Source organism: Acinetobacter bouvetii DSM 14964 = CIP 107468 (genome assembly GCF_000368865.1).
Lineage (GTDB): Bacteria > Pseudomonadota > Gammaproteobacteria > Pseudomonadales > Moraxellaceae > Acinetobacter > Acinetobacter bouvetii.
The window spans coordinates 692,742-714,469 of the sequence record NZ_KB849727.1 but is presented as its reverse complement, the minus strand read 5'-3'; the positions used below and the strand labels follow the sequence as shown (position 1 = coordinate 714,469).

General features: G+C 44.3%; 18 protein-coding genes. 8 read left to right on the top strand and 10 right to left on the bottom strand.

Annotation, left to right across the window (positions count from 1 at the left end; all coding sequences use genetic code 11):
• Nucleotides 1–76: 76 nt before the first annotated feature.
• Entirely contained in the window at nucleotides 77–1,378 is a 1,302-nt protein-coding gene (locus tag F941_RS10380) for an NAD(P)/FAD-dependent oxidoreductase (protein WP_005010924.1), read from the bottom strand.
• A gap of 123 nt (nucleotides 1,379–1,501) precedes the next feature.
• Nucleotides 1,502–2,815, bottom strand: coding sequence for a D-alanyl-D-alanine carboxypeptidase PBP6B (locus F941_RS10375; RefSeq protein WP_005010919.1), 1,314 nt, complete (start codon nucleotides 2,813–2,815; stop codon nucleotides 1,502–1,504).
• Nucleotides 2,816–2,992: 177 nt separating this feature from the next.
• On the opposite strand from F941_RS10375, the gene F941_RS10370 reads away from it, so the two are divergent.
• Together F941_RS10370 and F941_RS10365 are read left to right on the top strand one after the other, a co-directional pair.
• Nucleotides 2,993–4,696: a M61 family metallopeptidase gene (locus F941_RS10370; protein ID WP_005010917.1), complete on the top strand. Its 1,704-nt coding sequence runs from the start codon at nucleotides 2,993–2,995 to the stop codon at nucleotides 4,694–4,696.
• A gap of 64 nt (nucleotides 4,697–4,760) precedes the next feature.
• Nucleotides 4,761–5,525, top strand: coding sequence for a hypothetical protein (locus F941_RS10365; protein WP_005010915.1), 765 nt, complete (start codon nucleotides 4,761–4,763; stop codon nucleotides 5,523–5,525).
• Between the two features lie 37 nt (nucleotides 5,526–5,562).
• Here the strand turns inward: F941_RS10365 and F941_RS10360 are convergent, their stop codons facing one another.
• A complete protein-coding gene (locus tag F941_RS10360; protein WP_005010913.1) occupies nucleotides 5,563–6,351 on the bottom strand; it encodes an rRNA large subunit pseudouridine synthase E in 789 nt (262 codons plus the stop codon).
• Nucleotides 6,352–6,548: 197 nt separating this feature from the next.
• Here F941_RS10360 and icd point away from each other — a divergent pair, with 197 nt between their 5' ends.
• The 3 genes from icd to F941_RS16640 all read left to right on the top strand — a co-directional run bounded on the left by icd (nucleotide 6,549) and on the right by F941_RS16640 (nucleotide 8,917).
• A complete protein-coding gene (gene icd / locus F941_RS10355; RefSeq protein ID WP_005010911.1) occupies nucleotides 6,549–7,802 on the top strand; it encodes an NADP-dependent isocitrate dehydrogenase in 1,254 nt (417 codons plus the stop codon).
• Between the two features lie 125 nt (nucleotides 7,803–7,927).
• Nucleotides 7,928–8,224, top strand: a complete 297-nt coding sequence (locus F941_RS10350; protein ID WP_005010909.1) for a hypothetical protein — start codon at nucleotides 7,928–7,930, stop codon at nucleotides 8,222–8,224.
• 534 nt (nucleotides 8,225–8,758) lie between these two features.
• Nucleotides 8,759–8,917, top strand: coding sequence for a hypothetical protein (locus F941_RS16640; RefSeq protein WP_005010906.1), 159 nt, complete (start codon nucleotides 8,759–8,761; stop codon nucleotides 8,915–8,917).
• A gap of 221 nt (nucleotides 8,918–9,138) precedes the next feature.
• Here the strand turns inward: F941_RS16640 and F941_RS10345 are convergent, their stop codons facing one another.
• Nucleotides 9,139–10,311, bottom strand: a complete 1,173-nt coding sequence (locus F941_RS10345; RefSeq protein ID WP_005010903.1) for a YbfB/YjiJ family MFS transporter — start codon at nucleotides 10,309–10,311, stop codon at nucleotides 9,139–9,141.
• A 222-nt stretch (nucleotides 10,312–10,533) separates the two neighbouring features.
• Here F941_RS10345 and F941_RS10340 point away from each other — a divergent pair, with 222 nt between their 5' ends.
• Nucleotides 10,534–12,513, top strand: coding sequence for an acyltransferase family protein (locus tag F941_RS10340; RefSeq protein WP_005010901.1), 1,980 nt, complete (start codon nucleotides 10,534–10,536; stop codon nucleotides 12,511–12,513).
• Between the two features lie 61 nt (nucleotides 12,514–12,574).
• Here the strand turns inward: F941_RS10340 and F941_RS10335 are convergent, their stop codons facing one another.
• A complete protein-coding gene (locus F941_RS10335; protein WP_005010899.1) occupies nucleotides 12,575–14,005 on the bottom strand; it encodes a pyridoxal phosphate-dependent aminotransferase in 1,431 nt (476 codons plus the stop codon).
• A 228-nt stretch (nucleotides 14,006–14,233) separates the two neighbouring features.
• On the opposite strand from F941_RS10335, the gene msrB reads away from it, so the two are divergent.
• Both msrB and F941_RS10325 read left to right on the top strand, forming a co-directional pair.
• Nucleotides 14,234–14,653 (top strand): peptide-methionine (R)-S-oxide reductase MsrB, encoded by a 420-nt coding sequence (gene msrB, locus F941_RS10330; RefSeq protein ID WP_005010896.1) that lies wholly within the window; start codon nucleotides 14,234–14,236, stop codon nucleotides 14,651–14,653.
• The gene (locus F941_RS10325) at nucleotides 14,650–15,132 is read left to right on the top strand and encodes a glutathione peroxidase (RefSeq protein WP_005010893.1); all 483 of its coding nucleotides are present in this window, start codon (nucleotides 14,650–14,652) and stop codon (nucleotides 15,130–15,132) included. Before msrB ends, F941_RS10325 begins: the two co-directional genes overlap by 4 nt.
• A gap of 175 nt (nucleotides 15,133–15,307) precedes the next feature.
• Here the strand turns inward: F941_RS10325 and dapC are convergent, their stop codons facing one another.
• From dapC to F941_RS10300, 5 genes are all read right to left on the bottom strand, one after another.
• Nucleotides 15,308–16,477 (bottom strand): succinyldiaminopimelate transaminase, encoded by a 1,170-nt coding sequence (gene dapC, locus F941_RS10320; RefSeq protein WP_005010891.1) that lies wholly within the window; start codon nucleotides 16,475–16,477, stop codon nucleotides 15,308–15,310.
• Nucleotides 16,478–16,501: 24 nt separating this feature from the next.
• On the bottom strand, nucleotides 16,502–19,168 hold the full coding sequence (gene glnD / locus F941_RS10315) for a [protein-PII] uridylyltransferase (protein ID WP_005010889.1): 2,667 nt from the start codon (nucleotides 19,166–19,168) through the stop codon (nucleotides 16,502–16,504).
• Nucleotides 19,169–19,197: 29 nt separating this feature from the next.
• The gene (purT, locus tag F941_RS10310) at nucleotides 19,198–20,412 is read right to left on the bottom strand and encodes a formate-dependent phosphoribosylglycinamide formyltransferase (RefSeq protein WP_171065514.1); all 1,215 of its coding nucleotides are present in this window, start codon (nucleotides 20,410–20,412) and stop codon (nucleotides 19,198–19,200) included.
• 179 nt (nucleotides 20,413–20,591) lie between these two features.
• Nucleotides 20,592–20,939, bottom strand: a complete 348-nt coding sequence (ygaH, locus tag F941_RS10305) for an L-valine transporter subunit YgaH (RefSeq protein ID WP_005010885.1) — start codon at nucleotides 20,937–20,939, stop codon at nucleotides 20,592–20,594.
• Between the two features lies 1 nt (nucleotide 20,940).
• A complete protein-coding gene (locus F941_RS10300; RefSeq protein WP_005010883.1) occupies nucleotides 20,941–21,687 on the bottom strand; it encodes an AzlC family ABC transporter permease in 747 nt (248 codons plus the stop codon).
• Nucleotides 21,688–21,728 lie beyond the last annotated feature (41 nt).

Genomic DNA, 21,728 nt, shown 5'->3' with positions numbered 1-21,728 from the left:
ACTAAATTTACTAAAAAATTGCACTTTTACTATTCAGATGATGGTTTTTTCATTAATCGGGGTGAATATTAAAATTTCAATGCATTTTTATTTTTGGCGAGATTTTTCTGCTCACAAAATCTTTAGCGGTCAGTAAACCTGCATGCGCATAGCCGTAAATGGCGGCTTGATGCATGCGGTATAAAGACACATATATGGATTTTGCAATAAAGCCCTGCACATTAACCTGGCCTAATAATTCACCGACGGCTTTATTTTTACTGAGTGAAACTAAAGAGCCTTTATCTGAAAAGTTAAACATGGGCAGCGGCTGACCGTTCAGGCGGGCTTTTAAGGCTTCTGCCAAAAAAGACGCCTGCTGGCTTGCAACCTGCGCCCGCGGGCCAAGTACAGGCTCATCGGCCCGCGGCTGGCAATGCGCACAATCCCCAAAGGCAAAAATATTCGGGTCTGCCTTGGTCTGCAGGGTAGCATAAACGTCTATGCGGCCCATACGGTCTTTGGCAAAGCCTGGCAGGCTGGCAATGACTGGCGGGGCTTTAATGCCTGCTGCCCAGACCTTGAGTTCTGCATGAATGCTGCTGCCGTCATCAAAGTAAATTTTGTCAGCATCGACTTTTGCGACGCGCTTAGAGGTCAGCACATCAATTTTCATGCGGTCCAGCTGTTTATATGCATGATCGGCCAGTTTTTCGGGCAAGGCGGGCAAAATTCTGTCAGCGCCTTCAATTAAGGTGATTTGCACATTCTGGGGCAAGATTTTATTGAGCCCGAATTTATAAAAATTGTGCTTGGCTTCTGTCAGCGCGGCAGAAAGCTCTACGCCAGTCGCGCCAGCGCCAATAATGCCGATGTTCAGCTGGCGGGGTTCATTGCTGTTTTGCGCATCCAAGTACAGACGCAGCAGATCCTGCTGAAAAATTTCAGCCTGCTGCAGGCTGTCTAAATAATGGCAATGCTCGGATACGCCAGCTGTGCCAAAATCATTGGAAACAGAACCTACAGCTAAAATAAGGGTGTCGTAATGCAGCATCAAATTTTCGTCTGAACTGCCGTATTTTCCCAATGGTTTCCGGTTCAGAACAATGCGCTTTTCTGCAGGAATGATGTTTTCCAAACAGCCTAAAACAAACTCATAAGAATGCTTGGCGGCATGGGCATAATAATTGGTGGCTTCTTCATTGATATTCATGGTGCCGGCTGCAATTTCATGCAGCAGCGGCTTCCAGACATGGGTGAGTTTCATATCAACCAAAGTAATATGCGCTTTGCCTGATTTTCCAAGACTGCCGCCTAATTGTGTGGCTAACTCCAGACCGCCTGCGCCGCCGCCGACAATGACAATCCGGTGCAGATCACTATTCTTTTCAGGATTCATTGAAATGCCTATTTTTATTGTAAAAAAAGAAGATGGCAGGAGTATGCCATCTTCTTTTTATGGGTGTTTTTTGAATTGTCTTACAAGTTACATTATCTCACCGATAAGAATTCTGCAGGCCGATTATTGCTGCAATGGGTAGGTTTTTACAGCGCCTGAATCTGATGAGAAAATACCGAAAACACTTTTAAGCCAAAATAGGAAGCGTTCGAAAACATTGGCTTCATCAATATTTACGTCATCTTCAATATCAATGGTGTTGATCAGCTGGTTGTTTTGATACACATTTACAGTGACTAATTTCATCACTTGAGCCAAAGGTGCCGTGAGCAATTTCTCATTCACTTCGATATTCATATGCGTTTGAGTCTGCTGCAGCGGTTCAATGCCTTGCATTAAGCCATTGCCGGTATCCAGCATGATGCGCTGATGCGGCTGATCAAAGGTGTTCATATCAATGGTCAGCGCAGGGTCAAATAATGATGTGGTAATAATTTGCGGCTTTTTTGTTTCCACTTTAAACATTTTTAGAGTGGACTTAATGACTGGCAATTCGGCAATCAGCTGTTTGTCTTTTATGGCAACTTCATTGCGGGTATAGACATAAGCAAGGTTCATCAGCTTATGGGCTACTTCAGCGCGCTTCAGCCCGCTTTTAGTGCCCATAACCACTACAATTAAACGGCGGTCAGGCACATTATGCAGGCCAGATGGGCGGTTGGCAGTTAAGGCCAGGTTATAGCCAGCCGCTTTGGTAAAGCCGGTTTTCATGCCATCGACTGTCGGGTCTTGCTTCAGCAGGATATTGGTCGCTTTATGAAAATGATTGTTATAGCTGAAGCTGGTTTGTTTGGAATAGTTGAGATAGTCCGGTGTTTCCTGCACTAAGGCGCGGCCCAAACGCGCGAGGTCTGCTGCGGAAGAATAGTGCTCCGGCATAGTAATGCCTGCCGGGTTTTGAAAGTGGGTGTCATTCATGCCGAGCGCTTTGGCTTCTTTATTCATGCGCTCAATAAATTGCGGAAGCCCGCCGGAAATTTTCTCTGCCAGAGTGACCGCCGCATCATTAGCGGACATAACCACTAGGCCTGCCAACAGGTGATCAACCGTAATTTGCTCGCCTTGCTTTAAATACATTTGCGATTCATCCCACTGAACCACATTGACCACTGGGGTCGCCGTCAGAACTTCATTTTTATTCAAATGGCCCGCTTTGATTTCTTTCAGGGCAATATAGGCCACCATCATTTTGGTTAAAGAGGCAGGAGCGCGCTGTACATGGCTATTGTGTTCAGCAATCACTTGTCCAGATTGCGGATCTAGAATAGTCCAAGCTTCAGCTTCTACCGTTTCTGGATTGATGTTCAGCAGTGCAGCATTTGCTACCGTGGAGCATAAAGCGCATAGCGCCACGATGAAGTAAATTACGCGTTTCAATGAGATTCCTTATAGCCTTTCCGTAGGCCGAAAATACAAAAAATTTAAGGAATGCTATGCCTTTTTTTTTCCGCTGACTAGTCTTAATTGTAGACAATTAAGACTGTTGCGCACCGTTGTGTCAAAAAATGTTAAGCTTATTGCCAAGTTATCTTTTTTTATTTTGTATTGCCCATTATGCTGCATTATCAAATCGAATTTGACGATTATCGTCAGCACCTTATTCATGTCACTGCGCGTTTTTTGGCAGATCCTACGCAAGTGCTGTCACTGCCGTCTTGGATACCGGGAAGCTATTTAATCCGCGAGTTTTCAAAACATATTGAAGCGGTACGCGCTTACGATGAAGACGGGCGCCAGCTGCAGATTCAAAAATTTGAAAAGAATAAATGGCGCTTATTTAACACCGATCATGAGCTGATTACGGTTGAATATGATGTCTATGCTTATGATTTGTCAGTGCGCGGCGCTTATGTTGACCAGTCACGTTTATATGTGAATCCAGCTTGCGCCTGTTTAGGTTTGGAAGGGCAGGAACACAAGGCCATTGAAGCAGAAATTTTCTTGCCTGAAGAGCTGAAGCATTTCCAAATTGCCACCGGCTTAAAGTCTAAAACTTTGGTGAAAGGCCGTTACACCCTGTATGCCGACAATTATGCGCAGCTGATTGATTCGCCTTTTGAGCTTGCAGATCAAACACGGTTTAGCTTTGAAGCCGATGGCATTCCGCATGAGTTTGTGGTGTCTGGCAAACATGCCATGAATGCGCAGCGCATGCAGCAGGACATTGAAAAAATCTGCAGTACTGAAATTTCAATGTTTGGTGCAGCGCCGTTCACGGACTATACCTTTATGACCATGGCGACTGGCAGCAGCTATGGCGGTTTAGAGCATCCAAACAGTACGAGCCTGATTACACCGCGTGATGACCTGCCAAAAGCCGATGAACCGGAAGAGCCGTCAAAGGACTATCAGCGCTTTTTGGGCTTATGCAGTCACGAATATTTCCACTCATGGCTGGTGAAATTTATCCGCCCTGAAAATTTCGTCAATTATGACCTGAACAAAGAAGGCTATACTTCTTTGCTGTGGATCTTTGAAGGGTTTACCTCATATTATGATGACCTGATTTTACTGCGCAGCGGCGTGATTCATCAGGATTCATATTTGACATTGCTGAAAGCGCAAATAGACCGTTATTTGCAAAACCCTGGACGTTTCGTGCAGTCAGTGTCTGAGTCTAGCTTTGATGCATGGGTGAAGTTTTACCGTCAGGATGAAAACTCAAATAATGCGGGTACGAGCTACTATAACAAAGGCTGTCTAGTGGCGCTGTGCTTGGATTTGGGCTTGCGGATGCGCGGTTCGAGCTTGGATGCGTTAATGCGTAAGCTGTATGAAAATGCGCAAAATGGCATTCAAGTCAATGAACGCACCATTTTCGATTTATGTAAAGAACTGACGGGTGACAGCTGGCTGGAACAGATTAATCATTTGATCAATACCACAGATGAATTGCCGTTAGACCAGCTGTTCCCAGAGTTTGGTTTAAGCTATAGCCTGAAAAATGACAAAACATTGCCATTTGGCTTAAAGCTTGCCGATAAGCCTGAAGGCGTTCTGGTTCAGTCTGCGCGCCGTAATGGTACTGGCGCTCAAGCAGGCTTATCTGCAAATGACATCATTATTGCTGTTGATGGCTTGAAGGCGACAGCCAAACTGCTTGAACAGTATGCCAAGCAAGCGGGCAGTTATACTGTACTTGCATTCCGCCGTGATGAATTGATGTCTTTTGATGTGAAGGCTGCAGGTTCTGAACTGAGTGAAGTTGAACTGAAAGTTGTAGATCAGGCCAAAGCGGATTTATGGCTGAAAGCTTAATTTGATAAGCCTTTAATTTTAAGGTAAAACCCATACTTAGGTATGGGTTTTTTATTAGAAAAAGATGAATCAGAAAAGTTTAAATTGGGGTATTGCTATTACAGGCATTTGGTTGACTGTAATTATTATTGTTTGGTTTTTTGGAGGATTGAAATCTCCATCATCTTTAAATGAATTAGGTGATGCATTAGCAGGAATTGTCGCGCCCATTGCATTTCTTTGGCTGATTATGGGTTATGTCCAACAAGGTAAGCAATTAGATCAAAATACCAAAGCTTTGGAACAGCAAGAAAGAGCGCTTCAGTTGCAAATTGATGAGATGCAAAAAGGAATAGAGCAGCAAAGACAATTGGTTCAAACACAAAAAGAGCAGCAGTCGGAACAGCGGCAGCTGTTATTTCCGAAACTTTTCATTTCAGATTTTCAAGCAAGAGCTGCTTTCGGTAATAATCTGTCGGCAGACAATAGCTCAGGTGAATACATTTACGATAATGCAGTTTTTATTACTATATATTTTAATTTAGAAAACTTAGGTGAAGATGCCTATCACTTTAAAATTATTGAAAAAAAGACATTAGAGTGTTTAGAAAATATAGATCTTTTGAAGAGATCTGATAAAGCAGAAATGAAACTTCATCTATCAACAGAATTAGTTGATCAATTAAATTTGAATAAACAGTTAGAAGAACTCTTCAATGTGTCTTACGAATGTAAGAATGGATTTGAAATTCAAAGAGATTTATTCATGCAATTATATCCAAGAAACGTAAATTCACCATTTTTTCACGTAAACATGCATTTGGATAAAGAATTAAAGTATGAAGCATAAAAAAGCCCACTTACGTGAGCTTTAATATTCTTAAATCTTAACGGCCATTACGTCCGCGGCCGCGTGGCGCTTTAGTATTTGGGCGTGTCGTACCGTTGGTGCGGCGTTTCGGCTTCTCGCTATCATCCATTTGCCAAATACGCTTTGTACCAGACTTCTTCACAGAGCCATCTTTGTTTTTACGCACCATTGGCTTACCGCCCGTACCGCCTGGTTTTTTCACATAAGAACGTGAACGGTAAGGCTCTTCCGCAGGAATATTTTGGAAGTCTGGGTAAAGCAGCGGTTCAATCTCTTTTGTTTCACCTGGCTTTAAGTCCATTTGAACCAGACTGATTCCGCCAATTTGAGTGCGGATCAAGCGCAAAACTGGGAAACCTACAGCAGCGCACATACGGCGCACTTGGCGGTTACGGCCTTCACAGATTGAAATTTCAACCCAAGATGTAGGAATAGAGGCGCGGAAACGTACAGGAGGATCACGGTCCCACAACCATTCAGGCTGTTCAACTTTGTCCGCTTTGGCAGGAAGTGTCATGCCGTCTTTTAGCTCTACGCCTTTGCGAAGCTGCTCAAGTGCTTCTTCAGTGACATCACCTTCAACCTGAACCAAATAAGTTTTAAACTTTTTATTGGCAGGGTTGGTAATGTATTGGTTTAGACCGCCGTGATCGGTTAGGAAGACTAAACCTTCGGAGTCCATATCTAGACGGCCAGCCAAACGCAAAGTTGGATCGTCTACGAAGTCGGACATGGTCAAGTGCGCTTCGTCTTTACGGAATTGGGAGAGCACGTCATAAGGCTTATTGAGAATGACGATTTTCATATGAAATAGCTTCTTCACTAATATAAATAAAAGAAACATCGAGTTTTATTTAAGCGGGAAATAAGGCTATTTCCCTTATAAATCTCAAAGATGTTTGAATTCGATTAATCTATTATGCGTGAAGATAGAATGAAAGTATTGTGAATTGGCAAATATTTTTTAGATTGCCAGATAAAGAAGAAGGAGAATTACAGAAAATGGGTTATCAGAAAATTGCCGTACCCGTGGATGGCAGTAAAATAAGCGTAAATTCAGATTTGTCATTAAACGTGCCTAATCAGCCGATTATCCCTTTTATTGAAGGGGACGGCATTGGCGTTGACATTACCCCAGCCATGAAAGCCGTGGTTGATGCGGCTGTGCAAAAAGCTTACGGCGGCAAGCGCTCTATTGAATGGATGGAAGTTTATTGCGGTGAAAAGGCCAATAAAATTTACGGCACTTATATGCCGGATGAAACTTTGGAAGCGCTGCGCGAATATGTTGTATCGATTAAAGGCCCGCTGACAACTCCCGTAGGCGGCGGTATCCGCTCGCTTAATGTTGCACTGCGTCAGGAACTTGACTTATATGTCTGCGTGCGCCCAGTGCGCTGGTTTAAAGGTGTGCCGTCTCCTGTGCAGCATCCGGAACAGACCGACATGGTGATTTTCCGTGAAAATTCTGAAGATATTTATGCAGGCATTGAATGGAAAGCGGATTCTCCGGAAGCGAAAAAAGTCATCAAATTTTTAAAAGAAGAAATGGGCGTCACCAAGATCCGTTTTGAAGAGAACTGCGGTATTGGCATTAAACCGGTCTCTAAGGAAGGCACTCAGCGTCTGGTTCGTAAAGCCATTCAATTTGCGATTGATAACAATAAGCCGTCTGTGACGCTGGTTCACAAAGGCAACATTATGAAATATACCGAAGGCGCATTTAAAGAGTGGGGCTATGAACTGGCACTGGAGCGTTTTGGCGGCGAACTGATTGACGGTGGCCCTTGGGTTAAAATTAAAAACCCTAAAACAGGTAAAGACATCATTATTAAAGATGTGATTGCTGATGCATTCCTGCAGCAGATTTTAATGCGTCCATCCGACTATTCCGTAATTGCGACGCTGAACTTAAACGGCGACTATATATCAGATGCGCTGGCGGCCGAAGTTGGCGGTATTGGCATTGCTCCGGGAGCGAATATTGGCGGTGCGGTTCAGGTGTATGAAGCGACACATGGCACTGCGCCCAAATATGCAGGTCAAGATAAGGTAAATCCAGGCTCCATTATTCTTTCTGCCGAAATGATGCTGCGCGATATGGGCTGGGAAGAGGCTGCTGACTTAATTATCAAAGGCATTTCCGGGGCAATTGCGGCCAAGACCGTTACTTACGATTTTGAGCGTTTAATGCCGGATGCAACGCTGCTTCGGTGTTCTGAATTTGGCCAAGCCATTATTGATAATATGGAATAGCTGCCGGCAAGAAGCTCCATCCAGTTTCGAATAACCCGCATATATTGCGGGTTATTTGTTTGTAAAAGCTAGAATTTTAAAAAACTTGATGATATTTTGTACGGAAATTATAAGGGAAATAAAAAATGAAGCTTTACTGGTCAATTTTAATTTTGCTGGGAATGCCATGTTTAGCGCAGGCTGGCGCAGTGTATAAATGCAATCTTAAAGGTTCAATCATCTATCAGTCCAAGCCTTGTCCGGGTGCGACAGCAGATGCCAATTTTCAGCAAGAGCAGCGGCGGCTATACGGCCAAACCCGTGCTCCCATTCAGCCTAAAGCAAAAAATGGCACAACGAATGAAATTGCTGATACAGACGAAGGCAAAAAGAAAAGTTTAGCCATTGCGCAAGATGCTTACAAAATGACGAAAGAGCGCTAGGCCTTCAGTGTTGAAAGCAGCGCTTAAAGCAAGTTTGTATAGTGCCTAATTGCCGTCAAATAATAATCCCGCTTTTTGCGGGATTATTATTCGCATAAGTGATGCACATCCTGATTGTTTGGCCTGCAGCTTGGGACATGATCTGAAGGGATAGATAGCCCAGCGCTGCATCAGATGATTTTCAGATCTATTGCGGCATGAGGCTATGCAGGCTCAGTATTTGCAGTACAGTCGGGAAAAATTTTTACTCTGCTGAAGATTGTGTTTAATTAAGTTTGCATCGTTAGCAGTAGCGTTAATTCCGTAAATATTAAATTATCGGGCTGCTGAATTTATTCATTTTATTTAAAGTGTCATTACATTGAAGCATTTTGAAACAGCTCAGGGCTTGGAAACACGGATAACTGGGCTAAAGTGGTTATTGCCAAGATGTTGAATAAGGAAAGCTGAACAAAGCGGTATTTTTATCACAGATGGATACATGGCTTTAGGTGTATGCATTGATTTCATTTCACAGAGCAGGAGTTACATGAAATGGCCCGTCATCAGCAGCAACAGCAAAACCAGCAGCAACAGGATCAGCAACAGCAAAACCAGCAGAATCAACAACAGCAACAGCAACCGCAGCAAGATCAGAAATCTGGCAAACAGCAGCACAACCAGAAAAATCAACGCAATCAGCAGCAGCGCTAAAGTTTCAGCTGAGTTGCGAATGACAGTGTTTATATGGAGTTTTTAAAGATTTAGGCTCAATAGGCAAGGCATTGCTTTGGAATTAGACAGTGTTTTGGCTAAGAATAAAACCCATAGCAAAAGCTATAAAACAAACAGGCGTCAAGGGATTTGACGCCTGTTTGTTTTTGCCATCAATAGCAGTATTCTTTTCTGCTGGATGACAGGCTTAACTCACGGAACTACTGAGCCGCTATATGTGCATTGCTTCGTGTTGCCCAAAATAACTGCAAAGTGCCAATCAGCAAAACAGCAGAAGCAATCATGAATTGCTGATGATAGCTGACGCCAAAATGCTGCAGTGCGCTGAAGCTCAGCCCTCCGATCAATTGGATGGCGGCAAAAGTCAGTGTGGCAATGCTCCACAGCTTTTTATAGGCGTTGCCGTATAATTGCAAAATGGTGTAAGAGGTTAAAAAGACCACGGCAGGGTTGAGCAGGCCTGTCAAAAATGAGGACATAAAGGTAAAGAATGGGCTGATGTTAAGTACTGCCACGGCAATAGCAAAAACATAGGTGCAGTAAAGAATTTTTAAAGTGTTGAAATTCCCTAATTTCTTGGCTAAGAGATAAGAGCAGAATGCGCCTAGGGCGCTGCCGGAACCATATAGAATCCAGTTGAAATTCATCCAATATAAGTCCAGCTTTAACACTTGGGTTAAATAATCAATCCAAAATAATGAATGCGGCACATAAGCAAAAGCGCTGCAGCCATAGACTGCAATTAAGCTTAAAAATACGGTATTCAGCTGCACTTGCTCATGCTGTTTTACCGAACGGGTGCTGAGCAGCGGTTTAAAGTCTTGCAGCAGCACACTTAAGCAGACACTGATCGCCAGTGCAAATGCGCTTAAGATGAGCCAAGCGGTACGGACTGCGATTTGGTCCAAATAGGGCAGGAACAGCGTGGCCAGCAAAACTCCGATGCCTATGCCGCTAAAGCCGATAAAGTTGATTTTAAAACGGTCTTTTAACTCGCAGCACTGCGCCACAATGCTGGGTGAAAGAATCATGATCAGACCGCCGCAGATGCCGGAAATAACCCGCCAAAATAGATACCACAGGTCAGGAAAGCCGGAAAAGGCGCAGCTCATTAAACTGAACATGCCAGCAAAGGCTGCGGCTTGAATATAGGCTGCCATGACACGGGTTTGCGGCAAACGCATCGCCCAAAATGCGCCCATTAAATAACCCAATAAATTTGCACTGCCGAGGATGCTGGCGAAATGAGCTGTCCAGCCAAAAGATTCACGTGTTGTCGGTAAAAGCGCGGTATAGGAAAAACGCAGAATGCCAATGCCTAAACACATGCATAGGCATAAAAAAATACTTAATTTAACGCGGGTTGAGGACATCCTGTACTCATTAGGTTCTACATTTGCTTAAAAAATAGCATGAATAAGGCAGGTTTTGTAGGACTGTAAATCACAAAAAATGATAAAAAAGAGGCCCATATCCTCAGCTTGTATGTTTGTCTTGTACTCAGGCGTACAGTGAATAAAACGTTTAAGCTTGCAAATTGAATTTTCGAAAGAAAGGCATACAATCGCGATACTATTTTGCCACTGTCATAAATCATGAATCTTTCATACCGCGCTGATATTGACGGTCTAAGAGCGGCTGCAGTTTTATTGGTCATTTTCAATCATATAGGCTGGACTTTTTTTTCCGGCGGTTATATTGGTGTGGATATTTTTTTTGTGATCTCTGGTTATTTGATAACAACGACGGTGATTCATGATATTCAGACAGAAAAATTTTCAGTAGCTCGTTTTTATAAGAAGCGGGTGATCCGATTAGCGCCTGCGTATTTTACGGTATTGACTGCTGTATCACTTTGCGCTTGGCATGTGCTTTTACCTGATGATCTTATGACTTACTTTAAAAGCGTGCTGTATGCAACGTTTTTAATGGCTAATATTTTTATGCAGAAGGAAGTGGGAGATTACTTTAGTCAAAGTGTGCACGAAACGCCTTTGCTGCACTTATGGTCTTTAGGCGTGGAAGAGCAGTTTTATATTTTTTGGCCGTTGATCCTGCTGTTTTTTGTTCAGAAATGGGGATTTAAGCATGTCCTGTGGCTGATTGGCGCTTTATTTATTGTGTCTTTGGCCTATGCGCAATTTGAACTTCATGATAATGCAGAAAAAGCGTATTACAGCATGCCAGTACGGGCTTTCGAGCTGCTTTGCGGAGCATTGATCTGCTTTATGCCTAAAATTCAGTTGCCGGCCGCTGTAACTAAGCTCATTGTCTGGTTTAGTTTGGCGGTTATTTTTGCTACGGCATGCTTGATGGATCATAAAACGCCATTTCCGGGAGTAATGGCGCTGTTTCCCTGCGTGGCTGCTGCACTGATTATTTATGCTGGCGGTTCAGCGCCGCGGCACAATTTGCTGCTCAGCAATGGTTTTAGCCGATGGGTGGGGAAAATTTCTTATCCGCTGTATCTTTGGCATTGGCCGGTTATTGTTCTGTTTTATATGTATATGCGGCCGATGAATGAACTTAACCAGCTTTGGGTTCTGGCGATTTCCATCTCACTGGCATATATAACTTATATATTCATTGAAAAGCCCTCGAAACGCTTTGTCATGCTGCCGAATAAGACGGTGATTTTAGCGGGTTTTGTAATGCCAGCCTTGCTATTTTCCAGTGCGGCATTTTCGATGTGGCTGGAAAAAGGCTATCCGCAGCGTTTTCCCCAAGCGATCTATACGCAAACAGCGGCCTTGAATGCTTTTGCGCATGAGATCCGCTATAAATGCATGGATACTGAAGATCCCAGCACTTTGCCAAAACCTGAAGACTGCGTATTGGGCCGGCAAAAAGATGAAATTGATTTTTTACTGATTGGTGATTCACATGCCAATAGTTATAGCGGCATGCTGGATGTTTGGGCTAAAGATGCTCAGTTGCGCGGTTATGATGTGACACAAAGTTCAACATTCTATTTGCCAGATGTGCATACCTTGCAAATGAATTATGGCAAGTGGGTAGAATTAGAACAAACGAAGCAAAGAAATGATGCTGTTACTGAACATCTAGCGCATAAGCATTATCCTATGGTTATCTTGGCTGGCGGGTACTATCCGTATTTTCATCAGGGATGGAAATTGCAGGATGGCACAGAACACAGCAGCGAAGAGATCTTTGAAAAAGGGCTGATGAAAGCAATTGCAATTGCTTCCCAATCTGCTGACCAAGTGATCCTGCTGGATGATATGCCGCGTTTAATGCGGAATGATGTTCCCGCAGATTGCATTGTGCGAAATGAAATATTAAATACACGAGTCAATTGCGCTGTTTCCCGGCAAGTGTTTCAGCGGGATTTAATCCAGTTTTATAAGATGGTTGCGCGGGCAGAGCATCAGTTTCCACAGCTTAAGGTTATCCGTCCTGCCTCTTCAATTTGTGGCGCAGCATTGTGCAGCATCAATATAAATGGCGTGCCGCTGTACCGAAATAAAGATGATAATCATCTAAATTATATAGGTTCACAGCAATTAGGCTTAGCCTACATTAAGCAATTCGGCAATCCGCTTAAGTTGCATTAAATTTAACTTTATTATGAAAACTAAAAAACCGCACAACAGTGCGGTTTTTTAGTTTTGTGGCTTAACGCATTTTAGACAAGAAACGTCCTAAGCGTGTAATTGCTTCACGAAGTTCATTTTCTGCTGGCAGGAAGACAACGCGGAAGTGATCCGGTGTCGGCCAGTTGAAGCCCGTTCCTTGAACCAGCAACACTTTTTCAGCCCTTAAGAAATCCAGCATGAATTTTTCATCATCTTCAATTGGATAAACTTCAGGGTCTAATTTAGGGAAGCAGTACATTGCGCCTTCCGGCTTCACACAAGATACGCCAGGAATCTCATTCAGCATTTCCCATGCAATGTTGCGCTGTTCGTATAAACGGCCGCCTGGGCGGATCAGATCATTAATAGACTGATAACCGCCAAGAGCGGTTTGAATCGCATATTGCGCTTGATGGTTGGCGCACAGGCGCATAGACGCCAGCATGTCCAAACCTTCAATATAATCCATGGCGCGGGATTTATCGCCAGTGATGGCCATCCAGCCTGAACGGTAGCCTGCAATGCGGTACGCTTTGGACAAACCATTAAAAGAAATGCACAGCTGATCACCGGCTAAAGCTGCTACGGATACATGCTCAATGCCGTCATAAATAATTTTGTCGTAAATTTCGTCAGCAAACAAAATTAAGTCATATTTTTTGGCTAAGGCAACAATTTGTTCCAGCACATGGCGAGGGTATACCGCACCAGTCGGATTGTTTGGATTGATAATCACAATACCGCGGGTATTGGGCGTGATTTTGCTTTCCATATCCGCAATGTCTGGATACCAGTAGTTTTCTTCATCGCATTTGTAGTGAATGGCGGTGCCGCCAGATAAGTTAACGGCAGCAGTCCAAAGCGGATAATCCGGCATGGGCACCAGCATTTCATCGCCGTCATCCAGCAGGCCCTGCATCGCCATTACAATCAGTTCTGATACGCCATTGCCCACATACACGTCGTTTACATGCATGTTCAGAATGCCTTTTTGCTGGTAATACTGGCAAATGGCTTTACGCGCAGGGAAGATGCCTTTTGAATCTGTATAGCCAATCGCATTTGGCAGGTTCAATGCAACATCATTGATGATTTCTTGAGGGGCTTCAAAACCGAATGGGGCAGGGTTGCCAATATTCAGCTTAATGATTTTGTGTCCAGCCTCTTCCATTTCGTTGGCCGCTCGCAACACTGGCCCGCGAATGTCGTAGCATACATGCTCGAGCTTAGACGATTTCTTAATTTCGCGTGGGGTGTGGAAAGTGTTCGGCATTTTAATGTTCTCGGAAAGAGTGGAGGTCACTTTTGCATAACGGTATAAATAGCTTTTAAATGTCTCGGTTGTTACCAAATCGAGATGATGTTCATCTCTGAGTAAAGCAACAATTTTTTCATGCGTAAACCCTGCCTGTTGATATTGTTTAATCACGGGCAGCAGATTTTTAAAAATTACGCTCTTTTTCTGCGACATTTTTTAATCCTGAGCAAGAGTCAGACCAAGCCTAACACTAAATTTGCTCACAAAAAAGCATTTAATTTTTAGAATTGCTTACCTTGATTTTATATTTGCTTACCTTTTGCTTTTTTGAGCATTATATTGATTTTGTAAATTGTTGAATAAAGACTAGAAATTTAAGATTGAATGACGTAAATATACGATTATCCTATTTTAAATAGCACAATATAAAGGGACGTCATCATGGGAAAACTCAATAAAACAGAAAGAGAATGGCAACGAGAGTTATCGCCAGAAGAGTTTCGCATTACACGTCAGAAGGGAACTGAACCGGCTTTTACGGGAAAATACTGGAATACTAAGCAAGAAGGCACATATGTTTGCCGCTGCTGCGGAGAGCCATTATTTACTTCTGAAACAAAGTTTGACAGCGGATGCGGCTGGCCAAGTTTTTTCCGCCCTGTAAATGGGACAGTGATTGAGGAGCATCAAGATACATCGCACGGCATGCTGAGAACAGAAATTGTCTGTCATCATTGTGACGCACATTTAGGGCATGTTTTCCCAGATGGTCCGCAGCCGACAGGATTGCGCTATTGCGTGAATTCGGCTTCATTAGACTTAAAAACACAAGAAAAAAATGACGAGGAAACTTATCCATGACAAGCATTTATCAGTTTGAAGCTGAGTTGTTGGACGGTAAAAATAAATCTTTCGCAGATTACGAAGGGAAAGTTTTACTGGTTGTGAATACCGCAAGCAAATGCGGTTTTACCCCGCAATTTGCAGGATTGGAAAAACTGTATCAGCAGTATAAAGACCAAGGATTTCTGGTGCTGGGTTTTCCATGCAATCAATTTGGCGGGCAGGATCCGGGCAGCAATGATCAGATCGGCGCTTTTTGCCAAAAAAACTATGGCGTAGATTTTCCAATGTTTGCCAAAGTGGATGTAAAAGGCCCTGAAGCGCATGCGATTTTCCGTTACTTAACCAATAATTCTAAAGGCGTATTGGGAAATGGCATTAAATGGAATTTCACTAAATTTTTAATTGGCAAAGATGGCAAGGTATTAAACCGTTATGCGCCGACAACCAAGCCGGAAGCCTTGCAGGAAGATATTGAAAAGGCTTTAGCTGGTTAAAATTTTCCAAATATAAGATTTAAAGGCGCATAAGCGCCTTTATTATTTTCTTTCCGCCTGATGTTTAAAAAAATAAAACCCGCTGAGTAAAGCGGGTTTTATTTAATCTGGATCACATTTCATAAGCATTGCTCCGACAATGTCAAAGCAGCCTGTCAATGCGAATCTTAAAGCATTACAAAATTGCTTTCAGGCGCTGAATGGCTTCATCACATTGCGCAATATCGGCAACCAATGCCATGCGGACATGGTTTTCACCTGGATTTCCTTCAGGTGTTTCACGTGACAAATAACGGCCAGGAAGCACTTTAATATGCGCTTTTTCCATCAGCATCTTTGCAAAAGCTTCATCATTGTCTACTTTGAGCCAGTAATAAAAACCAGCATCGGGTTTTTTAAGCGGTAATAAGTGGCCTAATTCAGTTTGGAATAATTCAAATTTCGCGCGGTAGAGCTTACGGTTCTCTTCGACATGGGTTTCATCATCCCATGCTGCAATCGATGCTATTTGATGCTGCACCGGCATAGCTGCGCCGTGATAAGTACGGTATTTCAAAAAAGGCTTCAGCAGCGCTGCATCGCCCGCGACAAAGCCAGAACGCATGCCCGGCAAGTTGGAGCGCTTAGACAGGGAGTGAAAGACGACACAGTTTTTATAGTCATCCCGGCCGATTTCGGCGCAAACTTCCAATAAGCCTGCAGGCGCTTCATCAAACCATAACTCTGAATAACATTCATCTGATGCAATAACAAAGTTGTATTGGTCAGAAAGCGCAATCAGCTTTTTAAACTGTTCTTTAGACAATACCGCACCTGTAGGGTTGCCCGGTGTGCAGACAAAAAGCAAGGCTGTTTTTTCCCATACTTCAGCTGGAACGGCATCGAAATCGCCTATGTAGTTATTTTCTTCAGTGCAGTTGATGAAATAAGGCGTAGCGCCAGCAAGCAGTGCCGCGCCTTCATAAATTTGATAAAACGGATTCGGCATCACGACATAAGGCGCATCTTCACGGTTTACCAAAGCCTGCACAAACGAGAAGATGGCTTCACGTGTGCCGGAAACAGGCAGCACATGATTTTCAGCACTGATGCTGTTGAGCTTGAAACGGCGTGTTAGCCAGTTGGCAATGTTGCAGCGAAGTTCTGGTAAGCCTTTGCTGTTTGGATAAGTGGAGAGATGCTGGAAGTTGTCAATAATTGCCTGCTTCACAAATTCAGGTGCAGGATGCTTTGGTTCACCAATAGATAGTGGAATCAAAGGCAAATCTGCAGGTGTAACGTCCTGAAAAAGCTTATTCAGCTTTTCGAATGGATATGGGTGCAATAATGACAAACTAGAGTTCATGGAATGGTTACCGGTTCAAATAAGTTAATGATGGCCGCAAACTAAATGCGAGGCTTCGTCCAGCGCGGACTTCAGCTGAGCAGCGAAGGTTTCGGCTTCATCAGCATTCATTGGCGTGCCATCTTTTTTAGTCACAAAGAAAATATCTTCAGCGCGTTCGCCTAAAGTAGCAATTCTTGCAGAGTGAATATCCAGCCCCTGCATCATAAATAAACCGCCGACTTTGGCAAGTAGGCCAGGGTGGTCAAGTGTCGCAATTTCAACCATATTTTGCTGCAAGGCTTCGTTCAGTGAGATATCTACTGTATTTTCAATATCAAAGTGGCGCAGCTGGCGCGGAATGCGGCGCTGCATCAGGCCTGGATATTTATCAGACTGGCTGAGTGCTTTCACCAGCGCTTGAATCACGGTTTCCTGCCGTTCAGGGTCATTCAGCAGGGTGCCAAAACGGTCCAAGACCACATAGGTATCCAGACTGAATGCTTTTAATGCGGTAATAATCCGTGCATCCTGCACGTCTAAATTCATGCGGTCTAGAATGGCCACTGTTGTGGCAAAGAGGTTAGGCTGATCTTGCGTGTAAATAAAAATCTGCACGGCATCTTGCGCATATTTGCGGTGCGCGCGCATCAGTACCAGCGGTTCAGGATTATCGCCGTGTTTCAGAATCGCGCGGGTGTGCCATGCAATTTCATCAGCAGATTCCTTAATGAAGTATTCATCGCCTAATTCCTGCCAGACTTTTTCCACTTCGTCCAATGAGAATTCTTCGACCAGCTGTTCGCTGGCCGCAAATTTTGTGTCTTCAATCAGCATTTGATAGTCGACTGGACGGCCAAGGCCGGAACGGATCACATCGCGCGCTTGGGTGTACAGCTGGCGCATCAATGATGCGCGCCATGTATTCCATAATGTTGGATTGGTGGCGTTGATATCTGCCACCGTCAGGGCATACAGATAATCCAAGTGTTCCATGTCGCCCATTTTCTCTGCGAATGTGCGCACAACATCAGGGTCTGAAATATCTTTTTTCTGTGCTGTCACCGACATTTGCAAATGATTGTTGACGAGCCAGGCGACAAGATTGGCTTCGCGCTCGCTAAAGCCATGCGTCATGCAGAATTTAATCGCATCGGCTGCGCCCAGCTCGCTGTGATCGCCGCCGCGGCCTTTGGCAATGTCATGGAAAATAGCCGCGAGGTAAACAATGTCTCTGCGGGCAAGGCGCTGGAAGACTGAGCTGACTACAGGAAAATCCTTAGCAAATTCAGGTTCTTTAAAGCGGTTTAAATTACGGATCAGCAATAAAGTATGCGCATCAACCGTATAAATATGGAATAAATCATACTGCATCAGCCCCATGATTTGCCCAAAAGCAGGAATGTAATTGCCTAAAACACCGTAGCGCTTCATGGCAACCATAGTGTCATACAGACGGTAAGGCGAGCGGATAATAGCCATAAACATGGCTTGGTGTTCTGGGTTATCCCTGAAATTTTGATTGATGCGTTTTGCAGCCAAAGTCAGCAGGCGCAGTGTGCGCGCGCGGATGCCAGTAATTTCAGGACGGTTCGCCAGCAGATAGAAAATTTCTAAAATCGCGCTTGGATTTTCTGAAAAAATTTTGTGATGCTGCACAGCCAGTTTGCCGTCAACCAGCTTAAAGTTGCTGTTAATCTCTTCAATGCTGCGGCTATAGTCCGGCAGGCGCGGAGTAATAACCGATTCATTGAAATACGCCAGCAGCATTTCATTTAAGGTGGATACTTGCTGCGCATTGCGGTAATAGCGCTTCATGAACTGTTCAATTGGATAATTCGGCGATTTATCCTCTTCGCGCACATAGCCGAATTTCGCTGCGATTTCACGCTGATAATCAAACAGTAAGCGGTTTTCATCGCGTTTGGTTAAACGGTGCAGATGATGGCGGATTTCCCAAAGGAAACTTTCAGCCGCCTCTAGTACGCCCAGTTCAAATTCGGAAATAAAACCCAAATGTACAAGATCATAAATGCGGTTAACACGGAAATGGCGCTTGGCGATCCAGCCAATCTGGTTGATGTCGCGGATGCCGCCCGGCGCATTTTTAATATCGGGTTCTAGGTTGCTTTCTGTGTTGTTGTGCTGTGCATGGCGTTTAAGCTGTTCCTGCATTTTGGCATCATAGAACGTTTTGTCTGTCCATGTTTGCGAAACAATGCGACGCGGCCATTTGGCTAAATGCTGATTGCCGCTGATTAAACGCGATTCGATCAGTGCTGTTGCTACGGTTAAATCATTGGTCGCTTGTGTTACGCAGTCAGCAATGGTGCGCACACTAATGCCGGGTTTGAAGTTACCGACATCCCAAAGAGATGAGATAAACGTTGAAATCAGTTTTTCATCTTCTTCAGAAATACTGTCTTCTGACAGAATCATGATGTCGACGTCAGAGTAAGGCAGCATTTCGCGGCGGCCATAACCGCCAACTGCAAACAAACCTAAATTTGTCTGGTCTAAGTGGGCATGTGTCCATAAAAATTGCAGCGCTTCATCAATAATATTGGAACGCGCCAAAATCACATCACGGATAGACTGTCCATTGTCAAAATATTCCTGCAGCTGATTTTCAACATCTGTGCGCCATTGATTGATTGCTTGAATGTCTTGATTACTTTTAATGTAATTCAGCAGCGGTAAAGTATTGATCATGAACAGTGGTCCGTTATGGTGTTGCAAGCTTAGTTTTGATGAACACTGACTTGCTGCGCAGTAAATTCGGCAAGTTCGCGCGCCTGATCTGTTGTTTCTGCACGTGCAGTTGCGACACCCATGCGGCGGCGTTTAAAACCTTCTGGTTTGCCAAAGAGGCGCAAATCAGTATTTGGATTTGCCAAAGCAAGATTTAAGCCAGAAAATGATAAATTCGTGTCATCAACCCCCGCATAAATGACCGCGCTGGCTGCTGTACTATGGCGTGCAGTATTTACCGGCAAACCTAAGATTGCGCGCGCATGCAGTTCAAATTCGCTTTGGAATTGAGAGGCAAGCGTGACAAGGCCTGTATCATGCGGGCGGGGGGATACTTCACTAAACCACACTTTGTCGCCTTTGACAAATAGTTCAACGCCAAAAATGCCGCAGCCGCCAAGCGCAACGGTCACTTTATTGGCAATGCGTTTAGATTCTTCCAGAGCGGCAGGTGCCATGGCTTGCGGCTGCCAGCTTTCAACGTAATCGCCAGCGTCTTGGCGGTGGCCAATCGGATCGCAGAATGATGTTTCTATTTCACCTGTTTCAGCATTTTTAGCGCGCACGGTCAGCAGGGTAATTTCAAAATCAAAATCAATTTGCGATTCCACAATGACTTTGCCTTGATTCACCCGTCCGCCTGTTTGCGCATATTCCCAAGCGGCATCCACTTCTGCAAAGCTTTTTACGCGGGATTGGCCTTTGCCTGAAGAAGACATCACGGGTTTTACAAAATTTGGGTAGCCAATATCGTCGCAAGCGGCGCGGAAAGATTCCAGTGTATCGGCAAAACGGTAAGCAGATGTTGGAAGGCCTAATTCTTCAGCAGCAAGGCGGCGTATGCCTTCACGGTTCATGGTGAGATTAACCGCTTTGGCGGAAGGAATCACCGTGGCAATATTCTGCTCTTCAATTTCGACTAAAACCTGCGTTGCAATTGCTTCAATTTCAGGAACAATCAGATTGGGCTGTACTTGATTAATCAGCGCTTTCAGTGCAACTGGATCGGCCATATTCAGCGCATAAGAGAAATGCGCAACTTGCATGGCTGGGGCGTGTTCATAACGGTCTGCAGCGTGGACTTCTACACCTAAACGCTGCAAAGAAATCACCACTTCCTTACCCAGTTCGCCAGAGCCTAAAAGTAAAACCTTAAAAGCAGAAGATTGAAGTGGGGTACCAATAGTCACGCTCATGTGAATCATCCATGCTTGATTTTATGGGCTTTTAGCATAACAGAACTGACTGATGGATTAAGCGCCGATTCACAGAAATAAATGATATTGTCCAACAATTTTATTTATGAAGAAACGCTGGGAAAGGATGGCCGCGCAGCGCCTATGATCATCACAGGCGCTGTGCATAATGCGAGTGCGTTAAAGGCTTAAAAATTGAAAGGCACATAGGTATAGACCAAACCATAGGTGAGTGCTGCGGTCAGCGTGGCGGGAACAATTTTCTTGAATTTAAAATATAAGCCAGCAAGCACGATAAAGCCCGCCAGCATCGCCATGCTTTTATTCGGTGTTTCTAAAAGTGGGGGTAAAGTAGCAACCACCAGCATGGAGCTAATGGCTGAAATGCCAATCGATCCTAGAGCGATTTTTAGCCATAATGAGCCGCGCTGCTGAGTGCCTTGCTGGAATTTTTGAATAAAATAAAATGGTCCAAAGCGTGAAGCAAAATTGGCAATGCCAACCAGGAGGCCAACTAAAATAATTTCTAAGCTCATCCTAGCCTCCAATATGCTCTGGGTCTGGTTGTTTCAGCACATAATGCTTAAATAATCCTGCACAGATACCCGATGAAATGCCAATGAAAATGGCGGCAGATAAATCGATAAAATAACAGGCAACGGCAGAAACGATGATAGTCACTGCGACGACAAAGGTATGCTTTTTCTCAAAGGCAGCCAATAAGAAGCTGAGGAACAGTGCTGGCAGCAGGAAATCCAGTGCAGCTTGCAAAAACTGAGGCAGATTGCTGACTTGATCGGCAAACAAGCCGCCTAAAAAAGACCCTAGCGCCCATGACATCCAGCTGAAAAGGCTGAGTCCCAGCATCCATGATTCAGACCATTCCTGACGGCGCTGTGACAGCTTGATCATGCCGGAAGCAAAAACCTCGTCAGTCAAACCCCATGCCCAAACGGCTGTTTTCTTTAGGTTTAAGCGGTCTTGAATCAGGTTTTGCAAGGCTGGGCCGTAAAGTAAATGGCGGATATCCAGCGCGATGACAGTAAGCGCCGTCATCCAAATGGATGTGCCGCTGCCCAATAATGCAACCACTAAAAATTGACTGGCGCCCGCATACATAGAACAGGAGAGAAACAAAGCTTCCCATGCGCTGAAGCCGAATTGGGTTGCAGATACGCCAAAGGCAAAAGAAACAGGAAGATAGGTAAAAATAATGGCTTGGCTGTCTTTAGCGCCTTGCCAAAAGCCAGCAGGCTGTACTGGAGAAGGACTGTACTCTGACACGACACACCTTAGCGGGAGAGTTGATCAATGGGTCAAATAAG